Annotated in this window: 18 protein-coding genes; 13 read left to right on the top strand and 5 right to left on the bottom strand. The window is 43.7% G+C overall.

What is annotated here, in order from left to right; translation table 11 throughout:
• The coding region (locus ACE5CV_RS00090; RefSeq protein WP_374948110.1) for an ABC transporter permease at positions 1-232 on the top strand (232 nt) is incomplete at its 5' end.
• Between the two features lie 24 nt (positions 233-256).
• On the opposite strand, the gene ACE5CV_RS00085 is transcribed toward ACE5CV_RS00090, so the two are convergent.
• Entirely contained in the window at positions 257-3,499 is a 3,243-nt protein-coding gene (locus tag ACE5CV_RS00085) for a PAS domain S-box protein (RefSeq protein ID WP_374948109.1), read from the bottom strand.
• Positions 3,500-3,646: 147 nt separating this feature from the next.
• Here ACE5CV_RS00085 and ACE5CV_RS00080 point away from each other — a divergent pair, with 147 nt between their 5' ends.
• The 11 genes from ACE5CV_RS00080 to ACE5CV_RS00030 all read left to right on the top strand — a co-directional run bounded on the left by ACE5CV_RS00080 (position 3,647) and on the right by ACE5CV_RS00030 (position 16,342).
• On the top strand, positions 3,647-4,933 hold the full coding sequence (locus ACE5CV_RS00080) for a citrate synthase (RefSeq protein WP_374948108.1): 1,287 nt from the start codon (positions 3,647-3,649) through the stop codon (positions 4,931-4,933).
• Positions 4,934-4,993: 60 nt separating this feature from the next.
• A complete protein-coding gene (locus ACE5CV_RS00075) occupies positions 4,994-6,886 on the top strand; it encodes an ATP-dependent DNA helicase RecQ (protein ID WP_374948107.1) in 1,893 nt (630 codons plus the stop codon).
• Between the two features lie 293 nt (positions 6,887-7,179).
• Entirely contained in the window at positions 7,180-7,791 is a 612-nt protein-coding gene (locus tag ACE5CV_RS00070; protein ID WP_374948106.1) for a GIN domain-containing protein, read from the top strand.
• A 441-nt stretch (positions 7,792-8,232) separates the two neighbouring features.
• A complete protein-coding gene (locus tag ACE5CV_RS00065; protein ID WP_374948105.1) occupies positions 8,233-8,838 on the top strand; it encodes a GIN domain-containing protein in 606 nt (201 codons plus the stop codon).
• Between the two features lie 111 nt (positions 8,839-8,949).
• Complete coding sequence (locus ACE5CV_RS00060) at positions 8,950-9,672, top strand: head GIN domain-containing protein (RefSeq protein ID WP_374948104.1); 723 nt, start codon at positions 8,950-8,952, stop codon at positions 9,670-9,672.
• Between the two features lie 192 nt (positions 9,673-9,864).
• On the top strand, positions 9,865-11,214 hold the full coding sequence (gene tig, locus ACE5CV_RS00055; protein WP_374948103.1) for a trigger factor: 1,350 nt from the start codon (positions 9,865-9,867) through the stop codon (positions 11,212-11,214).
• A 183-nt stretch (positions 11,215-11,397) separates the two neighbouring features.
• On the top strand, positions 11,398-12,117 hold the full coding sequence (gene clpP / locus ACE5CV_RS00050; protein ID WP_374948102.1) for an ATP-dependent Clp endopeptidase proteolytic subunit ClpP: 720 nt from the start codon (positions 11,398-11,400) through the stop codon (positions 12,115-12,117).
• A 90-nt stretch (positions 12,118-12,207) separates the two neighbouring features.
• Positions 12,208-13,446 carry an ATP-dependent Clp protease ATP-binding subunit ClpX gene (clpX, locus tag ACE5CV_RS00045; RefSeq protein WP_374948101.1) on the top strand — a complete coding sequence of 413 codons (1,239 nt, stop codon included), beginning with the start codon at positions 12,208-12,210 and terminating at the stop codon, positions 13,444-13,446.
• A 131-nt stretch (positions 13,447-13,577) separates the two neighbouring features.
• Positions 13,578-14,438 (top strand): AMP nucleosidase, encoded by an 861-nt coding sequence (locus ACE5CV_RS00040; protein WP_374948100.1) that lies wholly within the window; start codon positions 13,578-13,580, stop codon positions 14,436-14,438.
• A gap of 194 nt (positions 14,439-14,632) precedes the next feature.
• Positions 14,633-15,994, top strand: a complete 1,362-nt coding sequence (locus ACE5CV_RS00035; protein WP_374948099.1) for a pyridoxal-phosphate dependent enzyme — start codon at positions 14,633-14,635, stop codon at positions 15,992-15,994.
• Between the two features lie 75 nt (positions 15,995-16,069).
• Positions 16,070-16,342 (top strand): hypothetical protein, encoded by a 273-nt coding sequence (locus tag ACE5CV_RS00030; RefSeq protein WP_374948098.1) that lies wholly within the window; start codon positions 16,070-16,072, stop codon positions 16,340-16,342.
• Positions 16,343-16,429: 87 nt separating this feature from the next.
• Here the strand turns inward: ACE5CV_RS00030 and ACE5CV_RS00025 are convergent, their stop codons facing one another.
• The 3 genes from ACE5CV_RS00025 to ACE5CV_RS00015 form a co-directional block, all read right to left on the bottom strand.
• Positions 16,430-17,986, bottom strand: coding sequence for an ArnT family glycosyltransferase (locus tag ACE5CV_RS00025; RefSeq protein ID WP_374948097.1), 1,557 nt, complete (start codon positions 17,984-17,986; stop codon positions 16,430-16,432).
• A 129-nt stretch (positions 17,987-18,115) separates the two neighbouring features.
• Positions 18,116-19,423, bottom strand: a complete 1,308-nt coding sequence (murA, locus tag ACE5CV_RS00020) for a UDP-N-acetylglucosamine 1-carboxyvinyltransferase (protein ID WP_374948096.1) — start codon at positions 19,421-19,423, stop codon at positions 18,116-18,118.
• 221 nt (positions 19,424-19,644) lie between these two features.
• The gene (locus tag ACE5CV_RS00015) at positions 19,645-20,400 is read right to left on the bottom strand and encodes a DUF4290 domain-containing protein (protein ID WP_374948095.1); all 756 of its coding nucleotides are present in this window, start codon (positions 20,398-20,400) and stop codon (positions 19,645-19,647) included.
• A gap of 371 nt (positions 20,401-20,771) precedes the next feature.
• Between ACE5CV_RS00015 and ACE5CV_RS00010 the strand changes: the two genes are divergently transcribed.
• Entirely contained in the window at positions 20,772-21,884 is a 1,113-nt protein-coding gene (locus tag ACE5CV_RS00010; RefSeq protein WP_374948094.1) for a mandelate racemase/muconate lactonizing enzyme family protein, read from the top strand.
• Between the two features lie 87 nt (positions 21,885-21,971).
• Here ACE5CV_RS00010 and ACE5CV_RS00005 read toward each other — a convergent pair.
• A partial coding sequence (locus tag ACE5CV_RS00005) for a dipeptidase (protein ID WP_374948093.1) occupies positions 21,972-23,340 on the bottom strand: 1,369 nt, incomplete at its 5' end.

The raw sequence follows: 23,340 nt of genomic DNA, 5'->3' as shown, positions 1-23,340 counted from the left end.
ATTTTTAATAGAATCGGTAGTGCTTTGCGTGATGGGGGGTGCCATGGGGCTGCTTTTAGTTTACCTGGGCACGTTTGGTGTAAAGGCCGCGGCAGATATACAGATAGTGCTTGATATCAACAATATCCTGTCTGGTATCGGTATATCGGTAGCCATCGGGATTATTTCGGGTATTGTGCCGGCATGGTTTGCCTCGAGACTTGATCCTGTAGAAGCGATCCGAACGAACTAAGAAGATTAAACGCGACTTTAAATCTTATAATCCATCTGCAGGCACCGCAATCCTGCGGTGACGGGTTATTTTTTCAAACAGTACGTCGGGTACAAAAGGCTTGGTCAAATAATCGCACATGCCTGCATCAAAAGCTTTGTTGTGCGTTTCGGGCATGGCATCAGCAGTAAATGCAATTATCGGCATATCCGGGTACTGCAATTTAATAATAGCCGTTGCCTCGAAACCGTCCATCACAGGCATTTGCAGGTCCATAATGATCATATCGTAAACCTTGCCGCTTGCCATTTCTACCGCTATACGGCCATTTACGGCTTCGTCTACGTTAGCCTGCCACTTCTTAAGGAATTTTGCGGCAATCATGATATTCATCCGGTTATCATCAACCACCAGGATGTTCATCCCTGCAAGGTCCATAGGTACGTTTACTGGTGTCACAACTTCCGGTGCGGGAGGTGTAACTTCCGCCAGATCAAATAGTATCGAGAAGCTAAATTGCGTTCCCTTACCCAATTCACTTACTACTTGTATGCTGCTCTTATGTAAGTCGATAAGGCGTTTGGTAATGGCCAGGCCCAGGCCTGTGCCACCATATTCATGGTTAATTGCCTGGTCTTCCTGTATAAACGGATCAAAGATCACCTCAAGGTTCTCGGCCGAAATACCGATGCCAGTATCGATCACTTTAAAGTTAAGCAGAATCTCCCGGGCAGTTTGTTGTTCTTTTTGTACGCCGATAGTAACCTTGCCCGCCGATGTGAATTTAACGGCGTTGTTAACTAAATTTATCAGTATTTGCCCCAGGCGTGTTTGATCGCCAAGCACATAATCAGGAATGCTGCTGTCCCAATGTAATTCAATATCCAGGTGTTTCTCCAACGCCTTCGCATAAAACGACTGGCGGACGTTTTGCGCTAACTGGTGAATATCGAACGGGGCATGCGTTAACTGCAGTTTGCCAGCCTCTATCTTATTGTAGTCTAAAATATCATTGATAATAGCCAGCAGGTTCTCACTACTAAACTTCAGCGTGTTTAAATATTCCAGTTGCTCGGGGCGCGGGTTTTCGCTGAGCAGCAGGTTGGTAGTGCCTATCACAGCGTTCATAGGCGTACGGATCTCGTGGCTCATGATGGACAGGAATTCCGATTTGAAATGCGATGAGCGCTCCGCCTTCTCCTTTGCAATGATCAATTCCTGCCGGGCTTTCTGTTGCAGGGTTATGTCCTCGCCAATGCTGGTTGTACCTTTCAGGTTGCCGTAATCGTCGTAACTGATGGTGTTTTGCCAGCTAATGGTGCGCAATTCGCCGTTTCGGCAAATAACAGGGTTTACGTAGTGTGCCTTAACCGCATTATCGGTAAACCAGCTCTTCATAAAGTCGCGCAGATCTTCGGGCACAAAATGCTGCATCCAGTTCATACCCAGAATTTCTGTTTGGCTGTAGCCTAGCAAATTAGCAAGGTATTTATTGCAGAATATAACCTTGCCGTCGGCATCCAGCGATATTGCTGCAAGCTTAACGGTCTCTAATACCAGGCGGTATTTATTTTCGGTGGTTTTGTAGTCAATTTCCGCCTGTTTACGCTGGGTAATGTCTTGCAGTGTACCTATCACTTTACGTACCGAGCCATCCTCGCGCGTCATCACCTTACCCCATATTACGCTGATGTGTTTAACGTTACCCTTTGGTGTAATAATGCGGTACTCGTAAGATTGGCCCATTTTGTCGGGCTGGTCCAAAAAGTATTTGATGATGTATCGGTCGTCCGGGTGAATGTACTTTAGCAGCAGTTTGCCATGCCTTGATTTTACTGCTTCAGCATTATCAACCTCGTAAATAGCGTTCACTTCATCGCTCCAGGCAAGGATGTTGGTAGCGCTGTCCCACTTCCAATTACCTATCTTAGCTATTGCCTGTGCTTCTAACAATTCTTTTTGGCTAACTTTTACGGCTTTTTCGGCCATGCGGGATTCGGTTATGTCCTGAATGATGCCTACTACCCGTCTAAGTTTGCCGTCTTCGTCAAAGTATAAATTGCCGCGCAAAATCCTGATGTATTTGATATTTCCCTTTGGGGTGATCATTTTGTGATCCAGGCTGCTTTCAGTTTTCGTGCTGATGTTAGCAAAGAATTGCGCAACTTTTTCCAGATTGTCCGGGTGTACCAGGCTGATGTAGTATTCAAACCTGGTCATCCCCTCGGGGATAGTAATGATCTCTAATACATTATAAATATTTTCTGACCAAAACTGCTCCTTTGTGCTGTTGTCATACCACCAGTTACCTGTTTTTGCAATCTCTTGTGCCTGCTGTAAAAGGTTCTGATGTTCTAACAGTTCGTCTTCGTGCTTTTTTTGCTGGGTTATATCAGTTACTGTGACTGATATCCGCCTGGTATAATTGCCGTTAACGTCGATAACAGGCGATGATTTCGCCATAAACCATCCAGGTTCGTCATATATTGACGGAAACTCAACTATACTGGGCCGTTTGTACTTTAAAACGAATTCGTAAATTTCGTTAAACGGCTTTGCCTTTTCCGCACCGAGAGCCTCTATCAGGGTTTTGTTCAGAAAGGTTTCGGGCGTTAAGTAGGTAGGTGTATTAGGGCCAAACCAAACGTTTACACAAATGCGGTTTTCGTCAAACTCGAAAATTGTATCGTTAACAGAGCTGATAAGAGCGTGCAGCTGTTCCTGGCTTTTCCGTAACGACTCATTCAAATGTAAAACCCGGTTAATGGCTTTTTTAAACTGCTGCTGGTAACTAACCATTACCAGGTAAGATACATAGGTGATCAGCGCGAATACAGCAAGCAATACGCCCAGTAACAGCGGCGAAGAAAGCTGAGCCGGCGCAGCTAGGTAGGCAACCGTTACTATCAGGGTGTTCAGCGCCTCGATGGTGATAAACTGCCATTGTTTTTTACAAAACAGCGTTAAGGCGATATATATAGTAAGGGCACTAAATAGATAAACGTGCGCAAAATTATTAACGCTTAATAATATACCGTTGTTAATGATCAGGTAGGCACCTATTGCAACGTACAAGCAGTAAGTGTATAGCTTTTTATTAAGGTACGACATGCCTAGCGCTATAACGCAAAGACCGCAGTTAACAGCACGCAGCCATACCGGGTCGTAATTATTATCAAAGCATAAATAATGCAGGGAAGGGGCGGCAATAAACAGCCCGATTAGCAACAGCCTGTGAATAGTTTCGTCGTTTTCGACCGGGAGCTGCGCTTTATCTTTAAGGGCCATGCCTCAAATGTATTTTTTTTAATTTCACCAAACAATATACTGTAAAAAAGCATCTACAGTTAATAACAAGTTTACAAATAGTAAATACATCTAAACGAGCATTAATACGCAGATTTATTTACATTTGTTGCAAATACTATTTTTTCTATGGCTGATATTGCACAATTAAAAATTGGTGACAAAACGTACGATCTTCCTGTTATTGAAGGTACCGAGGGCGAAAAGGCAATCGATATTTCGAAGCTGCGCGACCAAAGCGGTTATGTTACATTAGATATAGGTTATAAAAATACAGGTGCTACAAAAAGTGCTATTACTTTTTTAGACGGCGAAGTTGGTATATTAAAATATCGTGGCTACCCTATAGAGCAACTGGCCGAGCAATCTACCTTTATTGAGGTTGCTTACCTGCTTATTTATGGTGAACTGCCATCTGCCGAGCAACTGAAAAGCTTTGAATTAGAAATTAGCAGGCATACCCTGGTGCATGAGGATATGAAGAAGTTTTTTGACGGCTTCCCTTCAGGTTCGCACCCAATGGGCCAGTTGTCATCATTGATAGGTGCATTAGCGGCCTTCAATCCGGCATCGCTTAAACCAGGACTTTCCGCCGATGAGGTTAATTTGGAGATCATCAAACTGATCGCTAAAATGAGCACCATCGTATCCTGGATCTATAAAAAGTCATTAGGCCATCCGGTTATCTATCCGCAAAACAGGTTCGATTACGTAACCAACTTTATGCAAATGACCTTTGGTCAGCGTACCGAAGAGGTAACCATCGACCCGGTTGTTGTAAGCGCAATGAATAAATTGCTCATACTGCATGCCGATCACGAGCAAAATTGCTCAACATCAACTGTCCGTATCGTAGGCTCGTCTGATGCTAATTTATATGCTTCGATATCTGCAGGTATCTCTGCGTTATGGGGCCCGCTCCATGGCGGTGCTAACCAGGCTGTGGTAGAGATGCTGCAGCAGATCAAAGAAGATGGCGGCGACGTTGATAAATGGGTTGCTAAAGCGAAAGATAAGAATGATCCTTTCCGCCTGATGGGTTTTGGCCACCGTGTCTACAAGAACTTCGACCCGCGTGCCAAGATCATCAAAAAAGCTTGCGATGATATTTTGGAGAAATTAGGCATTAATGATGAGACGCTTGAAATTGCCAAGAAGTTAGAAGAGGTTGCCTTAAGCGACCCTTACTTTGTGGAACGCAAGCTTTACCCTAATGTTGATTTTTATTCAGGCATTATCTATACCGCTCTGGGTTTCCCAACCGAAATGTTTACCGTGCTGTTTGCATTGGGCCGTTTACCGGGATGGATAGCGCAATGGAAAGAAATGAAAACCAATAAAGAGCCTATCGGCCGCCCGCGTCAGATCTACGTCGGTGCAGTTGACAGGAATTACACAGATATCAATAAGAGATAGATCTTTTTTAGTTTAAATATTACTTAAAGCCCGCTTGCCGGGCTTTTTTTGTAAAGCACAATGGCGCCACGCGAAATACTCAGACAATATTGGGGACATGACAATTTCCGGCCGATGCAGGAGGAGATCATTGCATCGGTATTGCAGGGGCGCGATACCCTGGCTTTGCTGCCAACCGGCGGCGGTAAATCCGTTTGTTTCCAGGTGCCGGCGCTGGGCAAAGAGGGCATTTGTATTGTCGTATCGCCGCTGATCGCGCTGATGAAAGATCAGGTAGAAAACCTGAAAGCCAAAGGCATCGAGGCGATGGCCATTGTATCTGGGATGGGCAGGCGCGAGGTGGATATTGCTTTAGATAATTGCATTTACGGGCCTATAAAGTTCTTGTACATCTCGCCCGAACGACTGGCATCCGAGTTGGTGCGCGAACGGATCAAATACATGAACGTAAACTTATTTGCGATAGACGAAGCGCACTGTATCTCGCAGTGGGGGTATGATTTCCGGCCATCGTACTTGAAGATAGCCGATCTGCGTCAGCTGCATCCGGATGTGCCGGTTATTGCGCTTACGGCTACCGCTACAGCACAGGTACGGAAGGATATTCAGGAAAAGCTGCTGTTTAAAAACCAGGTGGTTTATCAAAAAAGCTTTGAGCGCCGTAACCTGCGCTATGTAGTACAAACAACCGAAAATAAGCTGAAAAAATTGCTCGATGTAGCCAACGGCATTAGCGGCAGTGGAATTGTATACGTACGCAGCCGAAAGGAAACGTTTGAAATTGCTAAGTTTTATAATGAGAATTTCATTAAGGCCGATTATTACCACGCCGGCCTGCCTGTAGATGAACGGAGCGCCAAACAAGAAGCGTGGAAAAATAACAGTACCCGTGTTATTGTGGCTACCAATGCTTTTGGGATGGGTATTGATAAGCCTGATGTACGGTTTGTAATCCACAAAGATATCCCCGAAAGCCTGGAGGCTTATTACCAGGAAGCAGGCAGGGGCGGCAGGGATGAGAAACGCACTTACGGGGTACTACTTTATAACCACGCTGACCGCATCAGGGAAGAGAAGAAGTTTCAGCTGAACTTTCCATCAGTGGACGAGATCAAAACCATATATCATCATTTAGGTAACTATTGCCAGCTAGCCTATGAGGCTGGTGAAGGTGCAAGTTTTGATCTTGATCTGGGCGAGTTTTGCAGCCGGTTTCAGTTAGATGCTATTAAAACGATCAACGCGTTGAAGTTTTTAGAGCAGGACGAGTACCTGTCATTCAATGAAAGCGTTTACCTGCCATCGCGTTTCAGGTTCGAAGTGCTTAATGAAGAGCTTTACAACTTTCAGATCCAAAACCCCGGCTGGGACGCTTTTGTAAAAACTTTGCTGCGCAGCTACGGTGGTTCGTTTGAAAACTATGTGCGCTTAAAAGAGTTCGACCTTGCCCGCCGTACGGGCCTTAACACACAGCAAGTGATCGACGGCTTAAAACAATTGCAGGATTTTAACCTGTTAAGTTACCTGCCGCAAACAGACAAACCACAAATAACGTGGTTAAAGGCAAGGCAGCATGCCAGTAACCTATACATTAATAAGGCTTACATTGAGCAGCGCAAGTTAAATTATCTTACAAAAATAGAAGCGGTTTTTGCCTATGCCGAACACCGGCGCTGCCGCAGCCAAATGTTGTTATCCTACTTTGACGAACCCAACGCGCAAAAATGCGGCGTGTGCGATATTTGCCTGGAAGAGCGCCGTCAAAAAAACGCCGATGATATCTTTGACGATATTACTAACGAAATTGTTCAGCTGCTCACAACCGATCATCAATCTCTCAATTCATTAATGACAGGTATCAAGCTTGGGACTGAAAAAGAAAAGATCGCTACTATCCGCCTGCTACTGGATGCCGGAAAGATCAAAACGGATGGGGAGAATTATTATTTATAGGCCAGTAATAAGTAACATCCACCGACGACTCATCCCTCTATCATTACTAACGAAGCACTGATCAAATCGAGCCTCTTAGATTGCTGCATTATCTCCCGTGGTGACCTGCTTTATCGTCTGTTAAAAAAATCTTTTCTTTTTTCGCCGGAGTAATTTGGCTGTTCACCGATATAAACAGGCTGTACATCTATTTAGCCCGAAACGGCTGTAACGTTTTAAAAGTGGGGGCGTCATATGGATGTATTTAAAAAATATTAAAAAACACAAAAAGCTCAAAATCAATAAATAATATCATGAAAACTCAATTTTTAACAATAGCAACCATCATCACTTTAGCATTAGGCACTGTAACATCATCTTTCGCAGCAGATAGAAAAAGTACCGCCGACGATAACAGCAGCACTATCCTTACTAACGTTAGCAAGATCAATAAGATCGAAATCCACGGAAACGTTGAACTGTATATATCTGACGGTACTGCCGAGCAGGTAAAAGTTTACAACAAATACTACGAGCAAAACGCTTTGGTGCAAAGCAAAGATGGCGTATTGCGCATTTCATCTTACGCCGATCAAAAACTGGTTGTTTGGGTAACCGCTACTGAGCTGAACGCGATTACCGCCTATGACAACGCCGAGGTGAAATCTTTTGGTAACCTGTCTAAGATTAAACTGGATGTGACATTAAACAATAACTCATCTGCAAAACTTAACCTGGATGCTTATAATGCTAACATAACGGTTAACGACCGCGCTAAAGCCGACCTATCCGGTAACGTTACTGAATATAACCTGGTGCAGGAGCAATCTGCTTCGGTTAATCAAACCCAGCTTGTTGCACAAAATGCATCTAACAAGATCAATCCAATCGCAGTTCAGCCTAAAACTGAGTTAGCGAATTTGTAAGCACTACTTTTGCAAAAGTTCAACATATATTCTAAAGCCTCCCGTTAACCGGGGGGCTTTTTTATTTGCACCGTCTTCACGGTGTTCACGTTCACGCCAGGTAACACAGTGATTATTTACAACTAATTAATTATCAGTGATTTGAACTTTGCCACTTTGTAACAAGATTGTTCCATATTACCTATTATAGGTGATTAGCTTGTTTGCCGATGCTCACATTTTGTACGCTGTTGCCGGCTTGTTCCCTGTTCTTAATATCCAACCCTTCTCCCGAATCTTTTGCCGCCGCTTTTCGCCGACGTATTTCTGTTGTTTACCGAGGTTATCCTGCCTTACATCTATTAAGCCGGAAACGGCTGTAACGTTTCTTAGTTGGGGTCGTCTTATAAGTGTATTTAAATTAACAACATACAATTACTTGAAAATCAAAATATTAATATCATGAAAACAATCATCTCAACCATCTTCGCTATCGTATCTTTAGCAGTGGTAACCAGCAATTCAGCTTACGCAAATACTAACAATAACGACAAAGAAGTAAGCACCGTTTTAACAAACATCAGCAAGATCAACAAGATCGAAATTCACGGAAACGTTGAACTTTATGTATCTGACGGTAGCGCCGACCAGGTAAAAGTTTACAACAAATATTATTCAGAGAGCGCTTTGGTACAAAGCAACGATGGCGTTTTGCGCATATCATCATACAGCGGCCAAAAGCTGGTGGTTTGGGTAACCGCTAATGATCTGCGCGCCATCACTGCTTATGATAACAGCGAAGTAAAGTCATTTGGCAACCTGTCAAAAATCGAGTTGGATGTTAACCTTTATAACAACGCCATTGCCAATTTAAATGTCGATGCCTACCGCGCAACCGTAACTGTTAACGATAATGCAAAGGCTACACTGGCCGGCACGGTGAACGATTACTGCTTAAAATATACTTCGTCAGCCAACATCAATACAAAAGATTTTGCAGCTGCAAATTCAACAACCGTACTGATCAGCAGCCCCGAGTACAGGGGTACCGAATTGGCTAACTTGTAAAAACAACCTAAAACCATATCACCTTTACCAAAAGCCGTTACTTGTGAACGGCTTTTTACTTTTCAACTGTAACTTCATATCTTTAACCGTAGTCAAACTCACAAAACCATCATGAAAAAGTCGACCTTACTTTTATCACTATCAGCATTAATATTCATAATCACCCTGTCATCGTGCCGCCGCTTTGGTTGTATCCGCGGATCGGGCAAAATGGTTACCGAAACCCGTACAATGACCGATTTTACCAGGTTAGATGTATCTGGCGGCTATAAAGTGAAACTGGTGCAGGACAGTTCAATGAAGGTGATTATCCATGCAGATGATAACCTAATGAAGCGTATCCGCACTGAGGTAGAGGGTGGAAAACTTAAAATTGACAGCCGTAAAGGGTTGTGCGGAAGTGAAGAGATCACCATAACTATCGGCGTGCGCAACCTGGAAGAAATAGAGGCATCCGGAGCTGTTGAAGTAATTGCTGCCCAACGCATTAATGTAAAAGACCTGCATTTTGATCTGTCGGGTTCAACTAAAATCGACATGGACTTATCTGCAGCCAACGTAAGTACAGAAGGTAGCGGCGCCACCGAAGTCATTTTAAGAGGCCAGGCAGCATCACATAGTATAGATGTAAGCGGAAGCAGCGATATAAAAGCGCTTGATTTTGTGGTAGGTAAGTATTCCATTGAATCATCAGGCGCCAGCGAGTGCAAAATAAATGTGTTAAACAGCCTTGATATCCATACCAGCGGCTCATCAGACATTAAATATCGCGGTAACCCGTCAAGCATTAATAAAGATAAATCGGGGGCATCATCTGTCGAGAAGATAGATTAATCCGTCGGGGTTATTTGTAAAGCACCGGCCGTATGGCGGGTGCTTTGTTGTTTATAAGTGTTGGCAATCAGCGATAACTTCATAAAGCCGGCAGAAAAAAATTCAAAAATATTCGTACTTTTGCACCTCTCAAATGCCCGGCTTGCTTTGCAGGCCGGGCATAATTACAAGTTTAAAATACGCGGTAAAAAAATGAATATAGCACAGGAAAAAATTGATAACCTGAATTCAGTTGTTAAGATCAACATCAACCCCGAGGATTACCAGCCAAAGGTTGAGAAAGCAATGAAAGAACAAGCTAAAAAAGCAAAATTGCCAGGGTTTCGCCCGGGTATGGTTCCGGTTGCGCACATCAAAAAAATGTATGGTAAAAGCATCCTGGTTGATGAGATCAACAATTTGCTTTCTGACACGCTGAACAAATATTTAGAAGAAGAAAAGCTGGAGATTTTAGGACAGCCTTTGCCTAAGCAAGATGATAAACAACAGTTTAACTGGGATTTTAACGACAACTTTGAGTTTAGCTACGAGGTTGGCCTGGCCCCGGAATTTGATATTGACTTTACCTCTAAAGATAAATTAACCCAGTTCGAAATTAAGGTTGATGACGAAACGCTGGCATCGCGTATCAAAAACATCCGCAGAAGCTATGGCAAGATGACAAATCCTGACGTATCGGCAGATGACGATGTGCTTTATGCAGAATTAGCGCAGCTTTCGCCGGATGGTTCTGTTTTTGATGAAGGCATTAACAACACAACATCTGTACGTTTAGATCAGATACAGGATGAGGCTACAAAGGCATCATTGATCGGTTTAAAAAAAGGTGACGAGTTAGTTTTTGACATCAACAAAGCCTTTGATAACGATGCAGCGAAAGTTGCAGGTTTATTAAAGATTGAAGAATCAGAAGCGGCTGATTTAAAATCGAACTTTAAATTAACGGTAAAAAACATTAACCGTTTAGAAGAAGGCGATTTGAACCAAGAGTTCTTTGACAAATTATTTGGTGAAGGTGCAGTTACTACCGAGGAAGGTTTTAGAGAGAAGATCACCGAGGAACTGGAAACCATGATGAAGCAGGACGCAGAACGCAAACTGCAGAACGACATTTACAACTATAGCTTAAGCAAAGTTGATTTTCAGTTACCCGATGAGTTTTTGAAACGCTGGTTAAAAGCCACTAATGAAAAACTTACCGAAGAAGAATTGCAGGGCGGTTACGCAGATTTTGCTAAAAACCTTAAATGGACGCTGATTGAGAACAAACTGATCAAAGCGGCTAACATAGACATTAAGTATGACGAGGTTTTTTCTTACGCAAAAGCAAGTTTAGACCAGCAGTTCCGTATGTATAGCCAACAGGCGCTTACAGAAGAGCAACTGGGCCAGTACACAGTACAATACCTGCAAAATAAAGAGAACGCAAACAAGATCTTTGAAGAAGTAAAAGCAGTTAAGGTGTTTGATTATGTTAAAAGTGTGATCACCCTGGATAAAAAAGATATGCTGTTCTCTGATTTTAACAAACTGGAAGACTAATTCGGATTTCCTGACATATACTTTACCAAAAGCATTTGCCCCGCGGCAAATGCTTTTGTTTTATATACCGTTTACCCGGCGCTAATAATTTTTACTTTGGGCAAACTTTATAGTTTAATTTCTATTCAACTTAAAACTATATTTATGCCGACACCTAAGCATACATTATAAAAAACACATATCATGAGTAGTAATATCGATAAAAATGAATTTCGTAAATACGCTGTTAAGCATCACCGCTTAAACGGCCTCCATGTAGATAAATATCTTTCAAATTTCGACCGTAAGGCCGCCCCAAGCGGTATTTATACCCCAACCGGTATGACGCCTTACATTATTGAAGAGCGCCAGCTGAACGTAGCACAGATGGACGTTTTTTCGCGTTTGATGATGGACCGCATCATTTTTCTGGGCGATGCCATTTATGAAAATATTGCAAACATTATCCAGGCCCAATTGCTGTTTTTACAGTCGGCAGATAGTAAACGCGACATCCAGATCTATATCAATTCTCCGGGTGGTTCTGTTTACGCAGGTTTAGGTATCTATGATACCATGCAGTTTATATCTAACGATGTGGCAACAATTTGTACCGGTATGGCAGCATCAATGGGCGCTGTTTTATTGGTAGCAGGAGCAAAAGGTAAGCGCGCGGCTTTACCGCACTCAAGGGTGATGATTCACCAGCCATCGGGTGGTGCACAGGGGCAACAGTCTGATATCGAGATCACTTATCACGAGATCACTAAACTGAAAAAAGAACTGTACCAGATCATTGCAGACCATAGCGGTACTGATTACCAGCGCGTTTGGGATGCATCAGACCGTGACCATTGGATGATTGCTGAAGAAGCCAAGGAATTTGGTATGGTTGATGAAATTTTAAGAGGAAACAAACAATAAGTAATTATGGTGTTATACCATTGTATTTTAACACGTTGAAGTACTTTGTTATATAGAAACAAATAATTATTTTAGATAAATTATAAGCAGATGAACAAGAACAGCAAGGAGATCAGGTGCTCGTTTTGTGGAGCAGGTAAACAGGATTCCCTGATGCTGATAGCAGGGCTTGATGCGCATATTTGTGATAAATGTGTAAATCAGGCTAATGAGATACTGGCAGAGGAACTGAAGGTGCGCAAAGTAAAAGCGTCACCTGCAGCGCCTGCTATGCTTAAGCCTGCCGAAATTAAAACCCATCTGGATCAATATATCATCGGTCAGGACGATGCTAAAAAAGTATTGTCGGTAGCGGTATATAACCACTATAAACGCTTAAACCAGCGTATTGATAAGGATGAGGTAGAGATAGAAAAATCGAACATCATTATGGTGGGCGAAACAGGTACAGGTAAAACCCTGCTGGCCAAAACGCTTGCTAAAGTGCTTAACGTACCGTTTTGTATTTGTGATGCTACCGTACTTACCGAAGCCGGTTATGTAGGCGAGGATGTGGAAAGCATCCTTACCCGGTTATTGCAATCTGCAGATTACGATGTGAACACAGCCGAACGCGGTATTGTATATATTGACGAGGTTGATAAAATTGCCCGCAAAAGCGACAATGCTTCCATCACCCGTGATGTAAGCGGCGAAGGTGTACAGCAGGCCCTGTTAAAGATACTGGAAGGTACTATGGTAAACGTACCGCCTCAGGGTGGCCGTAAACACCCCGATCAGAAAATGATAACGGTGAACACCAGCAACATCCTGTTTATCTGTGGCGGCGCTTTCGATGGTATCGACCGGAAGATCGCTAACCGTTTGCGTACCCAAACCGTAGGTTACAAATTAAAAGGTAACGATGGCGAGGTGGATATGAAAAACCTGTACAAGTATATCACTCCGCAGGATCTGAAATCATTTGGGTTGATCCCTGAGTTGATCGGTCGTTTGCCGGTACTTACTTATCTGAACCCGCTTGACAGGGAAGCACTGCACAATATTTTAACGGAGCCTAAAAACTCTTTGCTTAAACAATATCAAAAATTGTTTGAATACGAAGGCGTAAAGCTGGAGTTTGAAGAGGAAGTTTTGGATTTTGTAGTTGATAAGGCAATGGAATTTAAATTAGGTGCCCGTGGCCTCCGTTCTATCTGCGAAGCTATCATGATCGATGCCATGTTCGAGTTCCCGTCTAAAAAAGATGTGAAGCGCCTGAGCGTTACATTAGATTATGCGCAGGAGAAATTTGAGAAGAGTGATCTTAAAAAATTAAAAGTAGCTTAACATTAATTTGGTAGTTTAAAGTTATTTTTGTATATTACATCTTAACCCTGGTGATGCACTCACCGGGGTTTGCTGTATAAAAAGGTTTTTGTACCACACCGCGGTTATTTAACCGCTTAATTAACAAGCATATGAATGAAGAATTAGATATAAAGAAAGATGCCCCCGTAAACGACGGGAAGAAAGTAAAAGAAGTAACATCGCCCGTAAAATCGGGGTTAAAAACAAAGGAGGCTATTGTAGCCAACTGGCTGCCACGTTACACGGGCAGGCCGCTTGATGATTTTGGCGAGTATATCATCCTCACCAATTTCTCTAAATACCTGCAGCTGTTTTCTGACTGGAACGATGGTGCGCCGATAATGGGCTTAGACAAGCCGATGCAAAGTGTAACAGCAAACGGTATCACCATTATCAACTTTGGTATGGGTAGCTCTGTTGCGGCAACCGTAATGGACCTGCTAACCGCCATTCACCCCAAAGCCGTAATATTTTTGGGCAAATGTGGCGGATTGAAAAAGAAGAACAACGTAGGCGACCTGATATTGCCTATAGCCGCTATAAGGGGCGAGGGTACATCAAACGACTACCTGCCTGCCGAAGTGCCGGCATTGCCATCCTTCGCGCTGCAAAAGGCCATCTCAACCACCATCCGCGAGCAATCTCGCGATTACTGGACAGGTACCTGCTACACCACCAACCGTCGCGTTTGGGAACACGATAAAGAGTTTAAAAAATACCTGAAAGAATTACGCGCCATGGCTGTAGATATGGAAACAGCAACAATTTTTACCACAGGTTTTGCCAACAAGATCCCTACCGGCGCCCTGCTGCTGGTATCAGATCAGCCAATGATACCCGAAGGTGTTAAAACTGCCGAGAGCGACTCGAACGTAACCAACCAGTTTGTTGAAACCCACCTGCGGGTAGGTATCGAATCGCTAAAGCAATTGATCAACAATGGCTTAACTGTTAAACACTTGAAGTTTTAAAACAGCGCTAAGAAGCCGGAACTTTACGGTTAATTATTTTATCCGGTTAGTCCGGCTAAGAAAGCGCCTGGCAACCCGGGCGCTTTTCTTTTTTCCTGACAATTCTTAAATGTTTTAACAAGGGCTACTCAAATAATAATTGCTAATTTTGACCGGTAGCCTGTTTTGTATACAGGCTAAGTAGATTATAAACTATGTGGCACAATAACATACTGGAAACCATAGGCCATACGCCGATGGTGAAACTAAATAAGATTGTTAAAGACATCCCTGCGACGGTTTTAGCTAAAATAGAGACCACTAACCCCGGCAATTCAATTAAGGACCGCATGGCCCTTAAAATGATTGAGGATGCCGAGAAAAACGGTAAGCTTAAACCCGGCGGTACCATTATTGAAGGTACATCGGGCAATACGGGTATGGGGCTGGCTATTGCAGCTGTTATCAAAGGATACAAGTGTATATTCACCAGTACCGATAAGCAATCGAAAGAAAAATTTGATGCCTTGCGTGCCTTTGGTGCCGAGGTAATTGTATGCCCTACCAATGTTGAGCCCGAAGATCCGCGCTCTTATTATTCGGTATCGTCGCGTTTAGAGAAAGAGGTGCCCAATTCATGGAAGCCTAACCAATACGATAACCTGAGCAATTCGCAGGCGCATTACGAAAGTACCGGTCCCGAGATTTGGGAGCAAACCGAAGGGAAGATCACTCATCTTGTGGTTGGCGTTGGTACAGGGGGTACCATATCTGGTACGGCCCGCTTTTTAAAAGAAAAGAACCCGGATATAAAAGTTTTAGGTATCGATACTTACGGATCGGTTTTTAAGAAGTATAAAGAAACCGGCGAATTTGATAAGAATGAGATATATCCGTATATCACAGAAGGAATCGGTGAAGATTTTTTACCGCAAAACGTTGATTTTAGCCTGATAGATCATTTTGAAAAAGTAACTGATAAGGATGCTGCCCTTATGACACGCGAAATTGCGCGCAAAGAAGGGATCTTTGCAGGTAACTCAACCGGCTCGGCTGTTGCGGGTGTGCTGCAAATGAAGGACATGTTTAAAGAGGGTGATGTTGTAGTGATCATCTTTCCTGATCATGGTACCCGTTACCTGGGTAAAATGTACAATGACGATTGGCTGCGCGACCGTGGTTTCCTGAAAGAAGAAAAGCTCACAGCCCGCAATATCATCAGCAAGAAAGAAAATCAGGAAATTGTTACTATAGATTGCGAAAAAAGTGTGCTTGAGGCGATAAATACCATTAAATCACTAAACATCAGCCAGATACCGGTTACGCAAAAAGGCATGGTAATTGGCAAGATCACTGAAAGTGACATCCTCGATTCGCTAATGGAAAACCCGGGCATCAAATCGCAGCCGGTAAAAAGCATCTCGACGGCGCCTTTCCCTTTCATCGATCTAAATACACCTATAGATAAGATCTCGGGCATGATCAATAGAGATAACATAGCCGTTTTAGTTGAGGATGATAACGGCAAGATCGAGATCATTACCCAATATGATATTATTAACGCTATATCGGCTTAGGGAGGTGAAAGGTAAAGCGGAAAGGTTTTAATGTGTAGATGCGATATTAAGCGTCTATAGATTAAATTTGCTATTATGTCAATTTACTCGAAAGAATATTTAAAAGCGGCCCATAAACATTCTATTTTTCATCAAACTGAAATATTGGCAAGCGAAAAGTGCAGCTGTTTTTATTGCCAATCAGTTTTTATACCTTCGGAAATTACAGAATGGGTTGATGTGGATGATCCAAGAGGAAAGACAGCTTTGTGCCCAAAATGTGATATTGATGCTGTGTTGCGAGCCTTGTCAGGCTATCCTGTGGGCGATAAAGAATTTATAAACGAAATGAATAAGTGCTTTTTCTAATTATATCCCCGCTGTCGCGAGTTTTCAACTTGTGACTAAGCGTGGTGTCAGCTTTCAGCTGACTTAAGCTGGAAGCGTATCATTCATTTAGTTCAGCCTTTTCTTCTCCAGTTCACCTTTATACACATCATTCAGTTTGGGCGATGGGTTTACCAGCAGGTAAATACGCGTGCCCTTTTCGCGGGCATAGGGTGTGAGTACCTCGCCGGTTACGCGATAACTTTCTAAAAGGGGTTTCAACCGGGTTTCTACATTGTCATCATCATCCACATAGATAATGTATTTGCCGTTCAAATTATCCGGTGCCCATAAGGCAAAGCTGCTGTTCAGGCTTACCACATCCGGCATATTGTATTTTTTGTGAAAATGGTGCAAGGCCCCGGCCTCGCCATAATTGTCGGCAAAAATCTGGGCGTTCTTCTGTTGCTCGGGGGTTAAGCTATGATAAGCCTGTGCTGCTTTTTGGGTCATTTCTTCCCAACCCAGCATATCGGCGTAGTCCTGTGTTAAAGGGTGCTGTTTTTGATCTTCCCACTTGGTTATAAAGCTTAAAAAGGGCAGCCGGGCTTGTGTCGATTTAAAGAAAGCAACCGTTTTATCTAATGAGAGTATTGGTAAAACTAAAGGAAGCAGTAACAGATTAGGTATTACAAATAGCAAAATAGCGGTGACTCGCAGGATGATGTAATTACGTTTAAGCACCCGCTCAAATGCGAAACCACCCGCTGCAAACAGCATCGGATAGGCGCCAAACAGGTAGTAAGTTTTACCGTTCATCTGCAGCAGGAACAAAAAGATCAATACGTAAGCAATAGCCAGGTATCTGAACCGCCGCAACCTGAACGATAACAGCAGGTAAGCAAAACCCGTAAGCCATACAAATAATGCTGTGCCGTTTACCAGCAATTGCTGGATGATAAAGTCGCTTGGTTTTACATAATTTAATTGCTGCTCGCGCAGTTCTTTCATGTGGTGTATAACCGGTAAATGATGCGCAAATTGCCAGATAAGGTTGGGCAAGAAAATGAGGACAGTGATACCTGCCGATATGATAACGTGCTTGTTGAAAAGCAACTTACGCTCTTTACTGATCAGGATACCAATTATCAGCGATACGGTGAAAAACACCATGGTGTATTTGGTTAGCATACCTAAACCTACAGCCGCACCAAGCCAATATAGGTAGCGCACATCGGCAGTATTTAAGTATTTGGTAAATAGCCAAACGGTAACTACCCACCACAACTGATCGAACACTACCGGCTGAAAAAGGTAACCGCTTGCTGCAAATGCCGGCGAAAAGATAAGGGCTAAACAAGCCAAAGTAATGGCAAATCTGCGCCCTCCCAGTTCAACCGTGATACGGCCGGTTAGCCAGATAATGAGGCCGCTGGCAAGGGTGGAAAAAATGCGGGCTGCAAATACGGAGTAACCAAAAAACGATAAAGTCACCTTAGCTAAAACAGCTATAAAAGGCGGCACTTCTTTATACCCCCAATCTAAATGATCAGCTAAAACCAGGTGCAGCAGCTCATCACGGTTAAACCCGAAATGGCCGATGGCCAAAATGTTAAGCAAAACCTTTATGACAACAAATATCAGTATAAACGTAGAGTACGAAGATCTGCGGTTTTTATAAGACATTTGATGGTTTACTTGGCTGCGATAAAAATAGAGAAAAAGAAATGATATCAAACACCGATTTATGAGCACTGTATAATGAGGTCGGTTAGAAACCTTATTATCCGGTGTCCAGTTATAGTGGATTATTCCTTACACCCTCTTAATGTCGGCACCCAAGGCTTTCAGGCGTTCGTCGATGTTCTGGTAACCGCGTTCAATCTGCTCGATATTGTAAATGGTTGATTGCCCTTGTGCCGATAAAGCAGCAATAAGCAATGATACACCTGCACGGATATCCGGCGATGTCATGGAGATACCACGTAGCTGCACTTGTTTATCTAACCCGATAACCGTAGCACGGTGCGGATCGCAGAGGATGATATTAGCGCCCATATCCAGCAATTTGTCAACAAAGAATAAACGGCTCTCGAACATTTTTTGATGGATCAAGACTGAACCTTTGGCTTGTGTGGCAACAACCAGCACAATGCTCAATAAATCGGGGGTAAAGCCCGGCCACGGCGAATCTGCAACGGTTAGTAACGAGCCGTCGATGAAAGTATCAATCTCATAATGATCCTGTGAGGGTATGTAAATGTCATCGCCGCGGCGCTCTAACTGTATACCCAGGCGTTTAAACACATCGGGGATCATGCCCAGCTCATCATACATCACATCTTTGATCGTTATCTCTGAGCCGGTCATGGCAGCCATACCGATAAACGATCCGATCTCGATCATATCCGGAAGCATGCGGTGCTCTGTACCGCTTAGTTCAGTAACACCTTCAATAGTTAACCGGTTAGATGCAATGCCGCTTATTTTAGCCCCCATACGGTTAAGCATTTTACAAAGCTGCTGTAAATAAGGCTCGCAGGCTGAGTTGTAAATGGTGGTTGTACCTTTTGCCAGTACGGCAGCCATTACAATATTGGCAGTACCTGTTACAGAAGCCTCATCAAGCAAAATATAAGTACCCTGCAGGTTAGAGGCATCTACATTATAAAAGCCGTTTTCGGGGTTGTAATCAAAGCGTGCGCCCAGTTTTTCAAATCCCAGGAAGTGGGTATCTAAACGGCGGCGCCCAATTTTATCGCCACCCGGTTTAGGGATAGATGCCTTGCCGAAACGCGCCAGCAGCGGGCCCAATATCATAATAGAGCCGCGTAAGCCGCCGCCCTTTGTTTTAAATGCTTCGGAATTAAAAAAGTCCTGATCTATTTCTTTCGCCTCAAAAGTGCAGGTATCGCGCGATATACGGTCAACTTTAACGCCCATGTCGCCCAAAAGGTCGATCAGCTTATTAACATCCTGAATATCAGGTATGTTAGTGATGGTCATTTTTTCACCGGTAAGTAATACGGCCGAAATGATCTGTAAAGCCTCGTTTTTGGCTCCCTGGGGGATGATCTCGCCTTTTAGCTTCTTACCGCCCTGTATCTCAAATGCGTTTCTCATAGTTGGTTAATGGTTGATAGTTCATGCCATCATGGTTAATGCACCACGACTTAATTGCTGTTACCGGGAGCAAAGATTAAAAAATAATTGTACAATATCAGGTAAAAGCTAAAAGGTTAAAGTAACCCTAGCCTGTAACCCAAATCGACGGTTTGGGCGCTTTAAGCCGGGCACTCACACCCGGCTACCCGATACCGAAACCTAACTCGCTCCAGACGACTTTAATATTTTTTAGCACCACCGTTGTTACGGTTGCGGTTGTTTTGGTTGTTGTTGTTACGCGGGTTGTTGTTACTGGTGTTGCTGGTACGCCCACCACCGCCACTGCCACCACGGTTATTTTGGTTAGTATTGGTGCGGCCGCCGCGGTTGTTGTTATTGTTTTGCGTACCAAAATTTTGCGGGCGGAATTCAACCCGGTTAAGGTTGATATTCTCTTCTATCTTCAACTCGCCGTTGCTCATGGCATAAAGGTCGGCAAGGATGGTTTCGTCGGCAACAGAATCTTTATTCCACTGTACATAAGCCATTTTCATGAAGTTGGCAACGGCCTGCACCATGTGGCGGCGGCGATCCGGCTCTTCAATGCTTTTAGCTTTTTCTATCATCATTTCGATAGTTTTACCGTAATGCTTGTATTTGATGCGCTGATGCGGGTACTTAAGCGGCTCGGGCTTTAAATGTATAGCCTCCGGGCTTGGCTTTGGATAAGGTGAATCTACATCAAGCTGAAAATCAGAAATGATATGCAGGTGATCCCACAGTTTATGCTTAAAATCGGCTACATCACGCAGGTGCGGGTTTAAAAAACCCATCAGGTCTATCACTACCTGTGCGTATTTGTTGCGCTCTTCTTTTGTAGGTAACGCCACAATGTACTTCACCATGTTTTGCACGTTACGGCCGTATTCGGTAAGTAAAAGTTTGTTCCTGGTAGAGTTATAATCAAACCCCCCAGGCAAATTTGTTAATGCCATGTATATTTAAATTTAAATAAGATCTTTTTGAAAAGTTTTTCCGGTTCATGGACGGTTACCTGGAACGAAGGCGAAAACCGGAGAACAGAAATGAATTGCGTACGAAGTACTAATGCAAATATAAGGTTAATGTATTAAGATGCAAATTTTGTGCTATCATCAGGCTGGCTGAAATAACCTGATTTCATGTTAACCCGCGTTTTTCACAAAAAATTGATATTCAGTTATATAAGCTGTTTTTTTTCGAAAAAGTGTAAACCTTTGTTAACCTTTGTACACTTTTTTATTTAGCTTGATGTTTGAATTGAAAGGGCTTTGTCAAACAGTAAGGCGCCATTAAAGTTATTTAAATTAGCAATGAGCATACTCCTATGAATAAACAGCCTGTCAGCATAATCTCCGTAGATATTTATCGTTTCAGCATACCTATGGAGCCCTTTACCATTGCCACCGGTACAATGGACCATGCGCAAAATGCTTTCATCCGTGTGCATACCGATGCAGGCATTTACGGGGTAGGCGAATGCTCGGCCTTCCCGATGATCGTAGGCGAAACGCAGGATACCTGCCTGGTGATGGCGCGGTATTTTGGTAAGCTATGGGTAGGTAAGGACGCCCTAGACATCCCCGCCCGTATGCAGCAACTGCATGACGCCGCTGCCGGCAACACCACCATCAAAAGTGCGTTTGATATGGCACTGTATGATATAGCTGCAAAAGCAGCGGGGTTGCCGCTTTATCAATTTTTAGGGGGCGAAAAGCACGTTGTTGAAAGTGACATTACCATTGGCATTAGTACACCGGAAGCTATGGCAGCCAGGGCGATGGAATTCAAATCGTCCGGCGCTAACATATTAAAGGTAAAGCTGGGTAAAGATGCTGAAAGCGATGTGGAGCGCATCAGGCAGATCCGCGAGGCAGTTGGCCCGGAGATGAAAATAAGGGTAGACGCCAACCAGGGCTGGCGCTATGAAGATGCGGTGTTTGCCCTGCAGGCGATAGGTAATTACGATATTGAGTTTTGTGAGCAGCCCATGCGCACCTGGTATGACGAACGGCTGCCCGAACTGATGCAACTGTCGCCGGTTAAGATCATGGCCGATGAAAGCGTGTATAACCACCATGACGCCCGCAAGCAAATTAACAGCGGTAGCTGCCATTACATTAATATTAAAATGGCAAAGTCCGGCGGGATACTGGAGGCAAAGAGAATCCATGATCTTGCTGCCGAGCATCAAATCCCCTGTATGATGGGCGGGATGCTGGAAAGCCGTATTGCCCTTAGCGCAAAACTCCATTTTGTATATGCCAGCCCTAACATTCAATTTTATGATATGGATACCTGCATGCTGGGCCATTTAGTTGACCCATGTGTTGGCGGCGTAATTTACGATGGTTACAAACTGAACATTAGCGATTCCATCGGAATCGGGGCAGACGCTGACAAGGCGTTTTTGGAGGGGTGTGAAAAGTGGAGTGTCTGAATCAGAATTTGCAGAATTAAAGGATTAACAGAATTTAAATAGAGCATTCTGAAAATTTTAAAATCCTGTAAATTCTGATTCAGATATTTATTTACTCAACTCCGCAAAGTACTTGTGAAACAACGGGATGGTCTCGATTCCTTTGTAATAATTAAATATATCATATTTCTCGTTCGGCGAGTGCAGTGCGTCGCTGTCCAATCCAAAACCCATAAGTACAGTCTTCAAACCTAACTCGGCTTCAAATAAAGCCACGATAGGGATGCTGCCGCCGCCACGGGTTGGTATCGGGTCCTTGCCAAATGATTCGGCAATGGCTTTCTGTGCTGCTTTGTAAGCCACGCTGTCTGTTGGCGTAACTACCGGCTCGCCACCGTGGTGCGGTGTAACCTTAACTTTAACAGAAGGGGGTGCTATTTTCAAAAAGTGATCGGTAAATAATTGAGTGATCTTATCAGATGTTTGGTTTGGTACCAGCCGCATCGAGATCTTGGCGCTGGCTTTTGATGGCAGTACGGTTTTAGCCCCTTCGCCAATGTATCCGCCCCAAATGCCGTTCACTTCTAAAGTAGGGCGGGTGCCGGTACGCTCAAAGGTGGTGTAACCTTTTTCACCCCAAACCTCGGCAATATCCAGGTCGGTTTTGTATTCTTCTTCGTTATAAGGCGCAGCGTTAAGTTCCTTGCGCTCGGTATCCGTCAATTCTGTAACATCGTCATAAAAGCCCGGGATGGTGATATGATTGTTGTCGTCATGTAAGGAAGCGATCATTTTTGCCAGGATGGTAGCAGGGTTTGCCACCGCACCACCGTAAACCCCGGAGTGCAAATCTCTGTTAGGGCCGGTAACTTCTACTTCCAGGTATGACAGGCCGCGCAAGCCGGTCTCCAGCGATGGGTCCTCCATACTGATCATAGAGGTATCCGATATCAGCACTACATCTGCCTTTAAACGCTCTTTATTTGCCTTTACAAATATGCCCAGGTTGTTTGATCCCACCTCTTCCTCACCCTCTATCATAAACTTGATATTACATGGCAGGGTGTTGGTTTGCATCATCAGCTCAAAGGCTTTTATATGCATATAAAATTGTCCTTTGTCATCGCAGGCACCACGGGCGTAGATCTTACCATCGCGAACGGTTGGTTCAAAGGGCGGCGTTTTCCAAAGTTCCAGCGGGTCCGGTGGTTGCACATCATAGTGCCCGTAAGTTAATACGGTAGGCAAGGCAGGATCAATGATCTTTTCGCCGTACACGATAGGGTAGCCTGCTGTTTGGCAAACTTCGACATTATCGGCACCGGCGTCGGTTAATTTTTTGGCTACGTAATTGGCAGCGTTTAAAACGTCCGGTTTATATTTTGGGTCGGCACTAACTGATGGGAAACGCAGCAGTTCGAATAGCTCGTCGAGCAGGCGCTGTTTATTATCGTCTATATATTGCTTTATTACTTGC

Origin of the sequence: Mucilaginibacter sp., assembly GCF_964263795.1 — a bacterium.
Taxonomy (GTDB): Bacteria; Bacteroidota; Bacteroidia; order Sphingobacteriales; family Sphingobacteriaceae; genus Mucilaginibacter.
Note: the sequence above shows the minus strand (reverse complement) of the source record. Positions and strands in the feature narration are given on the sequence as shown.